We start from the raw sequence: 11,899 nt of genomic DNA, 5'->3' as shown, positions 1-11,899 counted from the left end.
CAGCATCCGCATGCCGGACTCTCGCATGGTGGAACCTCTCGTGGGAACCATGCGAGAGTCCGACCGCGGGGCCATGTTCCGGCCCTGCTTAGGTCAGATTCGCGTGACCTATTGCCGGCGATTCAGGCCCGCGATTCGCTGCGCCTCGGGCCCCAGCTCACGGCATCTCAGGCCTTGATGAGGTTGACCGGCTGCTCGCCGTCGTTGATCCGCCTGACCTGCTCGGCGAGGATCTTCACGACCCGTGGTTCGAACGCCGAGGTGTCGCCTCCGACATGGGGTGTGATGAGGGTGTTCGGGGTGCCCCACAGCGCGTGGTTGCGCGGCAGCGGCTCCGGATCGGTGACGTCGAGGGCGGCATGGAGCCGGCCCGCGGCGAGTTCCGCCACAAGCGCCTCCGTGTCGACGACCTTGCCGCGGGCGACGTTGACGATGAGCGCATTGTCGGGAAGCAGGCTGAGGAACTTCTCATCGACGAGGTGGTGGGTGCCCTCGTTGAGCGGGGTGATGAGCACGACCACCTCGGTGTGGGGCAGTAGTTCCGGCAGCTCGTCGACGCCGTGGATCTTCCCGCGCTCGTCCTCACGTGCGGTCGAGGCCACTCGGGTGAGCTGGACTTCGAAGGGGTCGAAGCGGTCGGCGATGGCCGAGCCGATCTCGCCGACGCCGATGATCATCACCCGCCGGTCCTGCAGCGAGCGGTGACGCTGGTGCTCCCATACCCGCGAGACCTGCGAGCGCACGGCGTCATCGATTCCGCGCAGGCTGGCCAGGGTCAGCGCCAGGGCGAGCTCGGCGGTGCCCCCGGTGTGCACGCCGGAGGCGGTCGCCACCTGGATTCCGCGTTCGGGCAGGTGGGCGACGGGATCGAATCCGGTCGTCTGAGTGATGACCATGCGCAGGTTGGGCAGCTCGTCGAGCAGCTCGATCGTCGGCCCGGAATCCATGTACGGCAGGATGACGACATCGACATCGTCACGACTGAGCTTGGCCGACCGTTCGGAATCGGAGAAGACGACGAGGTCGACGTTCGCGCGCTGGTGAGCGGGGATCCGAGCGATCACACGGTTGCGGAGCTCGGAGTTCGGGAAGGCGATTGTGGTGATGGACATGCCCTCATTGTGGCACGCGGCCAGGCCCGGTGCCGAGGGATTCGTCACTCTGAGATGACGCGCCTCGTCACTCGGGCAGCGCTCTTCCGATCCGAGTGAAGACGGCCTCGATCACCTCGAGTTCGGCATCGCTGACATGATCGAAGAAGATCTCGTCGACATAGCTCTTGTGCTGGGACCCGGCGGACAGGAATGCCCGCGCCCCCGCCTCGGTGAGAGCGACATTGTGGGCACGCCCGTCATCGAGACACTGGGTCTTCGTCACCAGTCCCGCGTCGACGAGGACCTTGATCCGATAGTTCAGCCGCGACGGCGAGAAGACGAGCTTCTTCGCCAGGGCACTCATCGTCAGCGTCCGCTCCGGCGCCTCCCACAGCAGGAGCAGAGTGTTGTAGTCGCTGACGTCGAGCCCTGCATCGTCCTTGAGCTGGACCTCGAGGGCCTGACGGAGGCGCTGCGAGGTCTCGAAATAGGTCCGCCACGCGTTCTGCGCCAGCGCCTCCCTTCCGAGCCCGAATCTGATCTCCGTCATCTCAGCCCTCGAGCAGCTGCGCGAACGGGGTGACGTTCGCGGGGTCGAATTCGTCGACGATTCCGCGATTCGCCGAGGAGGTGCCCCGGGTCGCGTTCGCCCCTGCACCTGCGTGCGAATCGGGGTCGGCCACCTCGGCGAGGTCGTCGTTTCCGGCGCCGATGATCGCTGCGGTCAGGGACACGAGTTCCTCCCCCGCCTGACGGATCCGGGCGGTCAGCGCACGGCCGCCTTCGACGGTTCCCCAGTCGTCGGTCGCGGCGAACACCGTGGTGGGCACGACGATGCCCTTGAGGTAGGACAGCATCGGCCGCAGCACCGCGTCCCCGGCCAGCGAATGGCGGGCAGTGCCGCCGGTGGAGGCGATGAGCACGGGCTTGCGGCTCAGCGCCCTGTCGTCGACGAGCTGCCAGAACAAGGTGTGCAGGCCGACGGGGGCTGCCTTGTACACCGGTGCGACGGTGACGATCGCATCGGCGGCGGCGATGGTCGCGAAGGCCTGCTCCAACGCTTCGGAGCGGAACCCGGTCAGGGTCATATCCGTGAGCGCGGTGGCGAGGTTGCGGACGTTGATGACGTCCGTGGTCACGTCGATGCCCACCGATTCCCCCGCCGAGGCGGTCTGACCGAGGATCCGGTTCGTGAGCTTGAGCGTGGTCGAGTCCTCGCTCAGGGAGGTGGTCACGGCCACGATGTTCATCGTGTTCGTGCTCATGAGCGGTCGGCTCCTTCCTGTGTCGGATTCTGGGCCGCTTCGGCGGCGCGTGCCTGACGGTCCTCGAAGGCGCGGGAACCTTCTCCGCCGCCGGGGATCGGGTCCCGGCCTTCGCGATGGCGGATGACGAGGGATTCGTGGGTGGGAGCGTCGGGGACGTCGGCCGGGCGGCCCTTCGCGAACTCCTCACGGAGGACGGGAATGACCTCTTCGCCGAGGAGGTCGAGCTGTTCGAGCACCGTCTTCTGCGGCAGTCCCGCATGATCGATGAGGAAGAGCTGGCGCTGGTAGTCCCCAGCCCAGTCCCGGAAGCTCAGGGTCCGCTCGATGACCTGCTGCGGCGAGCCGACGGTCAGCGGAGTCTGCGTCGAGAAGTCCTCGAGGCTGGGTCCGTGGCCGTAGACCGGGGCGTTGTCGAAGTAGGGACGGAACTCGCGGACGGCGTCCTGGGAGTTCTTGCGCATGAATACCTGACCGCCGAGGCCGACGATCGCCTGGCTGGCCGTGCCGTGGCCGTAGTACTCATAGCGCTGACGGTAGAGCTGAACCATCCGCGCAGTGTGCGAGGTCGGCCAGAAGATGTTGTTATGGAAGAACCCGTCACCGTAGTAGGCGGCCTGTTCGGCGATCTCGGGGCTGCGGATCGAACCGTGCCAGACGAACGGCGGCACTTCGTCCAGTGGGGTCGGGGTGACGGTGAAGCCGTTGAGCGGTGTGCGGAACTTGCCTTCCCAGTCGAGGTTCTTCTCACGCCACAGACGGTAGAGCAGGTTGTAGTTCTCGACCGCCAGCGGGATGCCGGCACGGATGTCCTTGCCGAACCACGGATAGACGGGGCCGGTGTTGCCGCGGCCCATGATCAGGCTGATGCGACCGTCGGAGAGGTGCTGCGCGTACGAGTAGTCTTCGGCGATGCGCACGGGATCGGTCGTGGTGATGAGCGTGGTCGCCGTCGAGAGTTCGAGCTTCTCCGTCTGTGCGGCGATGTTGGCCAGAAGGACCGGCGGGTTCGCCGGGGCCACGAAGGGCGGGTTGTGATGCTGCCCGGTGGCGAAGACGTCGAGTCCGACCTCCTCGGCCTTCTTGGCGATCTCGACGGTGTTCTTGATCCGCTGGTGTTCGCTGACGGTGGTGCCGTCGGTGGGGTCGGTGGTGACATCGCCGATGGTGAAGATTCCGAATTCCATGACGCCTCCTGCATCTGGGCTGCTGCGGTTCTCGCGTCCGCCCTGCTGATTGGACTAACTTCAATTTTGAAGTAACTAGTTGAAATCTTAACAGAGATGGTCGCGAAAGTATTCCCGGCCCCAGAGCGGTCACCTGGGTGGGACGCGAGGCCATGATCGCAAACGGTCGACTGTTGGGTCGATCCACGGTGTTTCCGCGGTTCCAGCCCGATTTTCACCGTGGATCGACCCAACAATGCACGAAAAGCGGCTCCCGCCCGTAGGCAGGAACCGCTTTTCGTGTCTGTTCGCCGAGACCGGTTCGCTGAGCACAGCAGCGAACCGGAGCATGGCCGCGGCGGTGGACTCAGATCCAGAGGGCCGGATCCTCGAGGACGAAATCCGGGTGCGTCGTCGACGACTCGGCTCCCGCCTTCGCCGAAGCGGCGCCGTCCTTCTTCTTCGAGCGCACGGTCGCGGGGATGCCGACAGCGCTCGAGTCGGCCGGCACGTCCTTGACGACGACGGCGTTGGCTCCGACCGCGGAGTTGTCGCCGACGACGACGGGGCCGAGGATCTTCGCCCCGGCTCCGACGAGCACGTGGTTGCCGATCGTCGGGTGGCGCTTCGTCTGTGCCATCGACGTACCGCCGAGGGTGACCTGATGGTAGAGCATGACATCGTCGCCGACTTCCGAGGTCTCCCCGATGACGACTCCGTTGGCGTGGTCGATGAAGAAGCGACGCCCGATCCTGGCCCCTGGGTGGATCTCCACCCCGGTCAGCGTCCGCACGAGCTGGGACATCAGTCGCGCCGGAACCTTTCCGGCATCGTGCTGCCACAGCCGGTGGAGTCCGCGGTGCGCCCAGATGGCATGCATCCCGGGGTAGGAGACCAGGGAGACGAAATCATTGCGCGCCGCCGGATCGCGTCGCTTCACCGTCTCGAGGTCTTCTCTCAGCGTCTCGCGCACACCGGGTCGGCTCAGCCCAAAGGCGGCCGCCCCCGCAGCTGCCGCGGCCGCTGCCCACAGTGCCTTCATCATTGACTCCCTTGCTCAGTCGTCTCGGTCTATCTCGTGCAAGTCGGATCCGGTCGGAAGAATTCCCGCGACCCTCCGACAGGGAACGTCTCAGACAGCGAGGGCGCCAAACCGAAGTCTGACGCCCTCACGCTGTTCACTCGCGCTCAGTCGAGGTATTCCGAGAACAGCGGTGTCGACAGGTAGCGCTCGCCGAAGTCGGGGAGGACGACGACGATGCGCTTGCCCGCGTTCTCGGGACGCGAAGCGACCTGCTCAGCCGCAGCAAGGGCAGCACCCGAAGAGATTCCGACGAGCAGACCCTCTTCCTTGGCGACCTCGCGGGCCCGCTCGATGGCGACCTCGTTGTCGATGTCGACGACCTCGTCGTAGATCTCAGTGTTGAGGATGCCCGGCACGAAGTTCGCACCCAGACCCTGGATGGCATGCGGTCCGGCAGTGCCCTCGGTCAGCAGCGGCGAGGCGGAGGGTTCGACGGCGACGATCTTGACCTCAGGCAGCGCCTCACGCAGAGCGGCGCCTGCGCCGGAGATGGTGCCGCCGGTGCCGATGCCGGCAACGAAGATGTCGACCTTGTTATCGGTGTCGGCGAGGATCTCGGGGCCGGTCGTGGCCTTATGGATCTCAGCATTGGCTTTGTTCTCGAACTGACGGACGAGCACGGCCCCCTCGGCGGCGACCTCTTCCGCCTTCGCCACGGCACCTTTCATACCCGCAGCCTTGTCGGTGAGGACGAGCTCGGCTCCGAAGGCGCGCAGCAGAGCACGGCGCTCCTTCGACATCGATTCGGGCATCGTGAGGACGACCTTGTAGCCGCGGGAGGTGCCGACCATGGCCAGCGCAATGCCGGTATTGCCCGAAGTCGCCTCAACGATGGTTCCGCCGGGCTTGAGTTCGCCGGACTTCTCGGCGGCGTCGATCATCGCCACGCCGATGCGGTCCTTGACGGAGTTGCCGGGGTTCGAGGATTCGAGCTTCGCCACGATCTCGGCGCCCGACCGGTCACTGGCCTTGTTGATGCGCACCAGCGGCGTGCGGCCGACGAGTTCGGAGACGTTGTTGAAGATGGTCAAAGTAAGTCCTTTCACGATTCTTTGTGCACCGCCGTCGGCGGCCACTCGCCGTTCGGCGGACGTGCACCTGAACGGGTGGAGCGACAGCTTGCATCTCGTGGTCCGAGACGGCTTGCCCTCATCATAACCACGCCGACCTTGAACGTGTTCCCAGATATGTTGCTCAACAATCTGTGTTCGCTGGGGGCGAAACTTTATGACGGCCCCTATCACATACCCGAGATGGCCGCATATCCATCCACTCGATCGAGCGCGGGATACGATCAACCGCTGAGCAATCGGTGGACACGGTCACCGAGGCGGCCCTCCCCCGAGATCGCGCCCGAGCGCTGCGATCGGGCCGAGTCTGAGACGGTCTCAGGTGACCGATACGATTGTCCCCATGGCTATTCATCCCATCGTCGTCTACGGCGAGCCCGTTCTGCATCGTCGTGCCGAGAAGATCACCGAGTTCGACGAGGACCTTGCCGAACTCGTCGCAGACATGCACGAGACGCTCGACGCCAGCAACGGTGTCGGACTGGCCGCACCGCAGATCGGTGTCGGCAAGTCCATCTTCGTGTTCAACGCCGACGATGACTATGGTGTGCGTCGTCGCGGCACCTTCGTCAATCCCGTGCTCATTGCCTCGAAGGTTCCCGATACCCGTCCTGATCCCGACGATGAGACCGAAGGATGCCTGTCGGTGCCGAGTCTCGATTTCCCCCTCAAACGTGCCGACAGGGTCACCGTCAACGGCTTCGATGAGAAAGGCGAACCGGTGACCCTGAGCGCTGACGGGTGGTTCGCGCGCATCATGCAGCACGAATACGACCACCTGCAGGGAACCCTCTACGTCGACCGTCTCGACAAGCGGTGGTCGAAGAAGTGGAAGAAAGCCCAGGAGGCTCACGGCTATAACCAGCCGGGCCAGTCATGGATGCCGGGAGTCGACCCCGACCCTTTCGGTCACTGAGCCGGGGGCGAGCTCAGGCTTCGAGTTCGTCCACGGACTTCTGAGCCGCGGCGAGCCGGGTGTCGAAGTCGTCGAAATCATCGGCAGTCTGGTCGAGTTCGGCGACGAGTCCGGAGATGATCGACGACTGCGAATCCGCATCGATGCGCAGCTCCCTGAACTGCCAATCGGCGGAATCATCGGCTGCGGTGCGAGACAGCACATCGAGCACTCGATCGCCGAGCTCGCGGGAGCGTTCGGAGTTGTGCAGCAGCATCAGCTGCTGATCGAGTTCGAGCAGCCGCTCGTAGTATTCGTGCATCGACTCCACCCGGCGGGCCATCGACGAGAATGCGACGGCCAGCTTCGACAGATAGGTCTCCACCGACTTCGCGGTTCCCGCATCGCGGATGCCTTCGATCTCCTCGCGCAGGCTGACGAGTTCCTGCAGCCGCACTCCGATGGAGGCCACGGCATGGTCGAGGTCGACGCGGGAGACGTGGTCTTTGAGTATCGGGTGGGTCCAGGCACGGGTGTGCACGATCTTGCGAGCGATCGTGACCGCGAGATGGAACAGACGCTGTTCGTCGGTGTCCCGGCCTTCCTTGCGCCCCGGCAGATAGCCGAGACTGGCCGGAGTCACCCACTGGGCGCCGGCGACCTTGCGCCGGTTCTTCCGACTCAGTCGCTTCGGGTCACGCAGGTACTTGCGCCCGGTGACGGCGGCGAAGATTCCGGTGCCCAGGGCGGTAGCCGCACCCATTCCGCCGAAGGTCAGTGCGGCGTCGGCGAATCCCGAGACCAGAGCCAGTCCCCCGGGAGCCGCGAATCCCGCGGTCACGGCGGTGCCGGCGGCAGTGCCGCCCTTGAACAGGACGCTGGAGCGGAAGAAGTTCCGGCTCATCCTACCGGTGAGCATGATCGCGCTCGGGGCTCCGGCCGTGTAGCGGTATCCGCGGGCACTCCAGGCTCGCAGCACCGCCTCGTTGACGCTGTCGGGCACGAGCACCCGATAGATCGGCGCGGACTTCCCGCATTCGCTCTTCCACAGCGATTTCCACTCAGACACCGCTTCACCTCCACGCGTGTGGGTCACGCACTCGGCCCTGTCCCTGCGGGCCATCGGCTGCGGGGAATGCGAACAGCCACACCCTCCGCTGTGCTCGGGAAACCGGTCGGTTCCCTTGGACGCACAGTCTAGAGGGTGTGGCTGGATCAATCCTGAGTCCTGCTCGGCACTGTCAGGCGCCGCCGTCGACCAGGATCGGAGTCGGACCTGTACTCAGACGCCCAACTTGGCGAGGATGAGGTCCTTGGCCTTTCCGGCATCGGCCTGCCCGCGGGTGGCCTTCATGATCGGACCCATGAGCGCTCCGATGGCCTGCATCTTTCCGCCCTTGATCTTCTCGACCACATCGGGGTTGGCCGCGATAGCCTCCTCGACGGCGGCTTCGAGTGCACCGGTGTCCTCGACGATTTCGAGGTCGCGGGCCTTCATCACCTCGGCGGGCTCGCCTTCGCCGGCGACGACTCCGGTGAGCACATCCTTGGCCAGCTTGTCGTTGAGCTTGCCCTCGTTGATGAGATCGACGAGTCCTGCCACCTGGGCGGGTGTGACGATCTCGGTGGGGTGCTTGTCCTCCTGGTTGGCCAGGCGGGCGACCTCACCGGTCCACCATTTGCGTGCCGCTGCCGGCTTCGCACCGGCGGTGACGGTGTCCTCGATGGCTTCGAGGAGTCCGGCGTTGACGATGTCGCGCATCTCCAGGTCGGAGAACTTCCATTCCCCGAGGAGGCGGCGGCGCTTCTGTGCCGGCAGCTCGGGCAGGCTCGCCCGCAGCTCCTCGACCCATTCGCGGGACGGCTGCAGCGGGACGAGGTCCGGCTCCGGGAAGTAGCGGTAGTCGTCGGCGTCGGACTTCGGACGCCCCGAGGAGGTCTCTCCGGTCTCCTCGTGGAAGTGACGGGTCTCCTGGACGACCTTCTCCCCCGCCTCGAGGAGAGTCGCCTGGCGAGCGATCTCGAAGCGCACTGCGCGTTCGATCGAGCGGAAGGAGTTGACGTTCTTCGTCTCCGTGCGGGTGCCCAGCGGAGCCTCGGGGCTCTCCCGCAGGGACACGTTGACGTCGGCGCGGACGTTGCCCTGCTCCATGCGGGCTTCGGAGACGTCGAGGGCGCGGAAGATGTCCCGCAGGGTCCGCACATAGGCGGCGGCCACCTCGGCGGCCCGTTCCCCTGTACCGGTGATCGGGTGGGTGACGATCTCAACGAGCGGCACACCGGCGCGGTTGTAGTCGACGAGGGAATGGTCGGCCCCCTGGATGCGGCCGGTGGCCCCTCCCACGTGGGTGTTCTTGCCGGCGTCTTCCTCCATGTGGGCGCGCTCGACGGGGACGGTCACGATGGTGCCGTCTTCGAGCTCGACCTCAACCTGGCCTTCGGCCGCGATCGGCTCATCGGACTGGCTGGTCTGGAAGTCCTTGGGCACGTCCGGGTAGAAGTAGTTCTTGCGAGCGAACCGGCAGGTTTCGGCGATCTCGCAGCCGAGGGCCAGACCGATCTTGATCGCGTACTCCACACCCTTCTCGTTGACCACGGGCAGGGATCCGGGCAGGCCGAGCGAGGTGGGGGTCACGTTCGTGTTCGGTCCCCCGCCGAAGGTGTTGGGGGCGGCGTCGAACATCTTGGTCGCGGTGCCGAGTTCGACGTGGACCTCGATGCCGATGACCGGATCGTATTTCTTGATCGCGTCTTCGTATTTCACTTGGCGTTCAGTCCTTCCGCGAGAGTGTCGAGCACGCGTCCGCCGGCGGATTCGAGTGCGGCTTCCAAGGGTCCGGCCACCTCGTAGAGCTTGACGTCCTCACGGGCCGGAGCCAGGATCTGGAAGCCGACGGGCAGACCATCGGCCAGGCCCGCAGGCAGAGACAGTCCGGGAATTCCGGCGAGGTTCGCCGGGATCGTCGCCACGTCGCCGAGGTAGAGTGCCATCGGGTCGGCGGCCTTCTCCGCACCGAACTTCAGTGCGGTTGTCGGGGTCGTCGGGGACACCAGGACGTCGCAGGCGGCGAAGGCCTTCGCGAAGTCGTTCTGGACCAGGGTGCGGATCTTCTGCGCCGAGCCGTAGTAGGCGTCGTAGTAGCCGGCCGACAGGGCGTAGGTGCCGAGGATGATGCGGCGCTTGACCTCCGATCCGAAGCCTGCGGCACGAGTGGCCGACATGACGGTCTCGGCGGTGACGGGACCGGATTCCGGTTCGACGCGCAGGCCGTAGCGCATGCCGTCATAGCGAGCGAGGTTCGAAGACACCTCGGAGGGCATGATGAGGTAGTAGGCGTCGAGGGCGTAGGAGATCGACGGGCAGTCGACCTCGACGATCTCGGCTCCGGCAGCGGCAGCGGTTTCCAGCGCTGCCGTGAACGCGGTACGGACTCCGTCCTGGTATCCTTCACCGGCCAGCTGCTTGATGACGCCGAGCTTCTTGCCCTTGAGCTCGCTGGTCTGGGCGGCGCTCAGGAATCCGCCGACCTCATCGGGCAGCGAGGTCGAGTCGAGCGGATCATGTCCGGCCAGCAGTTCGTGCAGGGCTGCGGCGTCGGCGACGTTGCGGCCCATCGGTCCGACCTGGTCGAGGCTCGAGGCCATGGCGATGATGCCGAAGCGCGAGATCGAACCATAGGTCGGCTTGACGCCGACGGTGCCGGTGAACGCGGCGGGCTGGCGGACGGATCCGCCCGTATCGGTGCCCACGGACAGCGGGGCCTGGAATCCGGCCAGCGCTGCGGCCGCGCCCCCCGACGATCCTCCGGGCACGTGGTCGAGGTTCCACGGGTTGCGGGTGTTGCCGAAGGCCGAGTGCTCGGTCGTCGAGCCCATGGCGAACTCGTCGAGGTTGGTCTTGCCGAGCACCGGCAGTCCTGCGGCCTTGACCTTGTTGTGGACGGTCGATTCGTAGGGCGGAACCCAGTTCTCGAGCATCTTCGACCCGGCGGTCGTACGCGTGCCTTCGGTGACGACAAGGTCTTTCAGCGCCACCGGAACACCGGCCAGGGCGTGGAGGTCCTCACCGGCGGAGCGCTTGGCGTCGACGGCCTTCGCGGTCTCCAGAGCGAGCTCGTCGGTGACGGTGATGAAGGAGTTGAAGTCATCCTCGGTGGCGGAGATGCGGTCGAGGTGCGCCTGTGTGACGTCGACGGAGGAGAACTCGCCGGATTTCAGACCTGCGGCGAGTTCGAGGGCGCTCTTGTTCGTCAGTTCAGTCATCTCATTCCTCCCCGAGGATCTGCGGGACGAGGAACTTGTCGTCCTCGGCTGCCGGGGCCGAGGCCAGTGCCTGTTCGCTGGAGAGCGTCTCGCCCACGACGTCGGGGCGCATGACGTTCGTCAGCGGGATGGGGTGGCTGGTTGCGGGCACATCGTCGCCGGCCACTTCGTTGACCCTGGCGACGTTTCCCAGAATTGTGCTCAGATCACCGGCGAGCGATTTCAGCTCATCGTCGCTCATGGCGATCCGAGACAGTGAAGCCAGATACTCCACCTGTTCGGGGGTGATTGCGGAAGACTCCGTCATTCCCTGCCTTTCATCGTCGTTTTCACTCGCCACCAGTCTAGTCTCTTCAGCCGACCCGCCCCCGCCGTTGCACTGTGACCTTCCCCCAGAACTACCTGACGGCGGCCCAGCAACCTCGCGCGAGGTTGCTGGGCCGCCGTCAGGTAGTAATTATTAGGCGGGGAGGCGTTCGGGCCAGGTGCGGGTGCCGTGGATGTATCCGGCCATGTCGGCCACGACGCGGTCGGCGTCGGCCTGGGTGAATTCTCCGGCCGAGACTCCGGCCTGGAGGTCGGCGGCGAGATCGGCGATGCGGGTCCGGGCGTCGGCCGCGGTGGCGGCGACGAGGTCCGTGCCGGCTGAGAATGCGCCGACCGCAGAATCGTCGACGATGGTGCCTTCGATGACCTCGTGCGCGTCCGTCGAGATGCCGTCGAACGCAATCGTCGACTCCTCGGTCCGCGCGGTGACCGGAGCGGCCGGGGTGCGCATCGAGGTCAGTGCCGGCTGAGCATTGCGTTTGGTGCTGTTCGGTCCCGGCCCCAGCACCAGGTCCGCCAGGCCCGCCGTCACCGGCACCGCGGTCAGTGCCGCGGCGACGACCACGCAGGTTCCGGCGAGGACTTTGGGGATCCATCTCATGTCCCACACTCTTCCACTCGAAGCTGTCTCTGAGCTTGGCTGAGTCTGAACCCCGACTTCGAGTTCGGTCACGAACGAATCACAGCCGCACCATGGAACCTCCCGGAACCGGGATGTATTCCCTCCTGCAGCGA

The 11,899-nt window shown here is 65.7% G+C and carries 12 protein-coding genes; 1 reads left to right on the top strand and 11 read right to left on the bottom strand.

Annotated features, from left to right (window positions below; translation table 11 throughout):
• Window positions 1–167 precede the first annotated feature (167 nt).
• From HK108_RS11560 to cysK, 6 genes are all read right to left on the bottom strand, one after another.
• Window positions 168–1,112 carry a 2-hydroxyacid dehydrogenase gene (locus HK108_RS11560; protein ID WP_181271636.1) on the bottom strand — a complete coding sequence of 315 codons (945 nt, stop codon included), beginning with the start codon at window positions 1,110–1,112 and terminating at the stop codon, window positions 168–170.
• A gap of 67 nt (window positions 1,113–1,179) precedes the next feature.
• Window positions 1,180–1,644: a MarR family winged helix-turn-helix transcriptional regulator gene (locus HK108_RS11555; RefSeq protein ID WP_139468888.1), complete on the bottom strand. Its 465-nt coding sequence runs from the start codon at window positions 1,642–1,644 to the stop codon at window positions 1,180–1,182.
• Window position 1,645: 1 nt separating this feature from the next.
• Window positions 1,646–2,359, bottom strand: coding sequence for an NAD(P)H-dependent oxidoreductase (locus HK108_RS11550; RefSeq protein ID WP_229664102.1), 714 nt, complete (start codon window positions 2,357–2,359; stop codon window positions 1,646–1,648).
• The gene (locus HK108_RS11545; RefSeq protein ID WP_139468889.1) at window positions 2,356–3,546 is read right to left on the bottom strand and encodes an LLM class flavin-dependent oxidoreductase; all 1,191 of its coding nucleotides are present in this window, start codon (window positions 3,544–3,546) and stop codon (window positions 2,356–2,358) included. Before HK108_RS11545 ends, HK108_RS11550 begins: the two co-directional genes overlap by 4 nt.
• A gap of 346 nt (window positions 3,547–3,892) precedes the next feature.
• On the bottom strand, window positions 3,893–4,567 hold the full coding sequence (epsC, locus tag HK108_RS11540; RefSeq protein ID WP_139908497.1) for a serine O-acetyltransferase EpsC: 675 nt from the start codon (window positions 4,565–4,567) through the stop codon (window positions 3,893–3,895).
• Between the two features lie 146 nt (window positions 4,568–4,713).
• The gene (gene cysK / locus HK108_RS11535; protein ID WP_139468890.1) at window positions 4,714–5,640 is read right to left on the bottom strand and encodes a cysteine synthase A; all 927 of its coding nucleotides are present in this window, start codon (window positions 5,638–5,640) and stop codon (window positions 4,714–4,716) included.
• A gap of 382 nt (window positions 5,641–6,022) precedes the next feature.
• Here cysK and def point away from each other — a divergent pair, with 382 nt between their 5' ends.
• Window positions 6,023–6,595, top strand: a complete 573-nt coding sequence (gene def / locus HK108_RS11530) for a peptide deformylase (protein ID WP_139468891.1) — start codon at window positions 6,023–6,025, stop codon at window positions 6,593–6,595.
• 13 nt (window positions 6,596–6,608) lie between these two features.
• On the opposite strand, the gene HK108_RS11525 is transcribed toward def, so the two are convergent.
• From HK108_RS11525 to HK108_RS11505, 5 genes are all read right to left on the bottom strand, one after another.
• Window positions 6,609–7,643 carry a hypothetical protein gene (locus tag HK108_RS11525; RefSeq protein WP_229664101.1) on the bottom strand — a complete coding sequence of 345 codons (1,035 nt, stop codon included), beginning with the start codon at window positions 7,641–7,643 and terminating at the stop codon, window positions 6,609–6,611.
• A gap of 213 nt (window positions 7,644–7,856) precedes the next feature.
• Window positions 7,857–9,338: an Asp-tRNA(Asn)/Glu-tRNA(Gln) amidotransferase subunit GatB gene (gatB, locus tag HK108_RS11520; protein WP_139908498.1), complete on the bottom strand. Its 1,482-nt coding sequence runs from the start codon at window positions 9,336–9,338 to the stop codon at window positions 7,857–7,859.
• A complete protein-coding gene (gatA, locus tag HK108_RS11515; protein ID WP_181271635.1) occupies window positions 9,335–10,837 on the bottom strand; it encodes an Asp-tRNA(Asn)/Glu-tRNA(Gln) amidotransferase subunit GatA in 1,503 nt (500 codons plus the stop codon). The genes gatB and gatA overlap by 4 nt, the downstream gene beginning before the upstream one ends.
• Window position 10,838: 1 nt before the next feature.
• Window positions 10,839–11,144, bottom strand: coding sequence for an Asp-tRNA(Asn)/Glu-tRNA(Gln) amidotransferase subunit GatC (gene gatC, locus HK108_RS11510; RefSeq protein ID WP_181271634.1), 306 nt, complete (start codon window positions 11,142–11,144; stop codon window positions 10,839–10,841).
• 153 nt (window positions 11,145–11,297) lie between these two features.
• Window positions 11,298–11,765, bottom strand: a complete 468-nt coding sequence (locus HK108_RS11505) for a hypothetical protein (protein ID WP_139468894.1) — start codon at window positions 11,763–11,765, stop codon at window positions 11,298–11,300.
• Window positions 11,766–11,899: the final 134 nt, after the last annotated feature.

The sequence above is a fragment of the Brevibacterium sediminis genome, assembly GCF_013623905.1.
GTDB classification, from domain to species: domain Bacteria; phylum Actinomycetota; class Actinomycetes; order Actinomycetales; family Brevibacteriaceae; genus Brevibacterium; species Brevibacterium sediminis.
Note: the sequence above shows the minus strand (reverse complement) of the source record. Positions and strands in the feature narration are given on the sequence as shown.

Excerpts from the sequence above, each read along its gene's own strand:
- gatC (WP_181271634.1), bottom strand. The coding sequence starts at position 11,144 with ATGACGGAGTCTTCCGCAATCACCCCCGAACAGGTGGAGTATCTGGCT.
- HK108_RS11505 (WP_139468894.1), bottom strand. The coding sequence starts at position 11,765 with ATGAGATGGATCCCCAAAGTCCTCGCCGGAACCTGCGTGGTCGTCGCC.
- HK108_RS11550 (WP_229664102.1), bottom strand. The coding sequence starts at position 2,359 with ATGAGCACGAACACGATGAACATCGTGGCCGTGACCACCTCCCTGAGC.
- HK108_RS11545 (WP_139468889.1), bottom strand. The coding sequence starts at position 3,546 with ATGGAATTCGGAATCTTCACCATCGGCGATGTCACCACCGACCCCACC.
- HK108_RS11555 (WP_139468888.1), bottom strand. The coding sequence starts at position 1,644 with ATGACGGAGATCAGATTCGGGCTCGGAAGGGAGGCGCTGGCGCAGAAC.
- def (WP_139468891.1), top strand. The coding sequence starts at position 6,023 with ATGGCTATTCATCCCATCGTCGTCTACGGCGAGCCCGTTCTGCATCGT.
- epsC (WP_139908497.1), bottom strand. The coding sequence starts at position 4,567 with ATGAAGGCACTGTGGGCAGCGGCCGCGGCAGCTGCGGGGGCGGCCGCC.
- HK108_RS11560 (WP_181271636.1), bottom strand. The coding sequence starts at position 1,112 with ATGTCCATCACCACAATCGCCTTCCCGAACTCCGAGCTCCGCAACCGT.
- gatA (WP_181271635.1), bottom strand. The coding sequence starts at position 10,837 with ATGACTGAACTGACGAACAAGAGCGCCCTCGAACTCGCCGCAGGTCTG.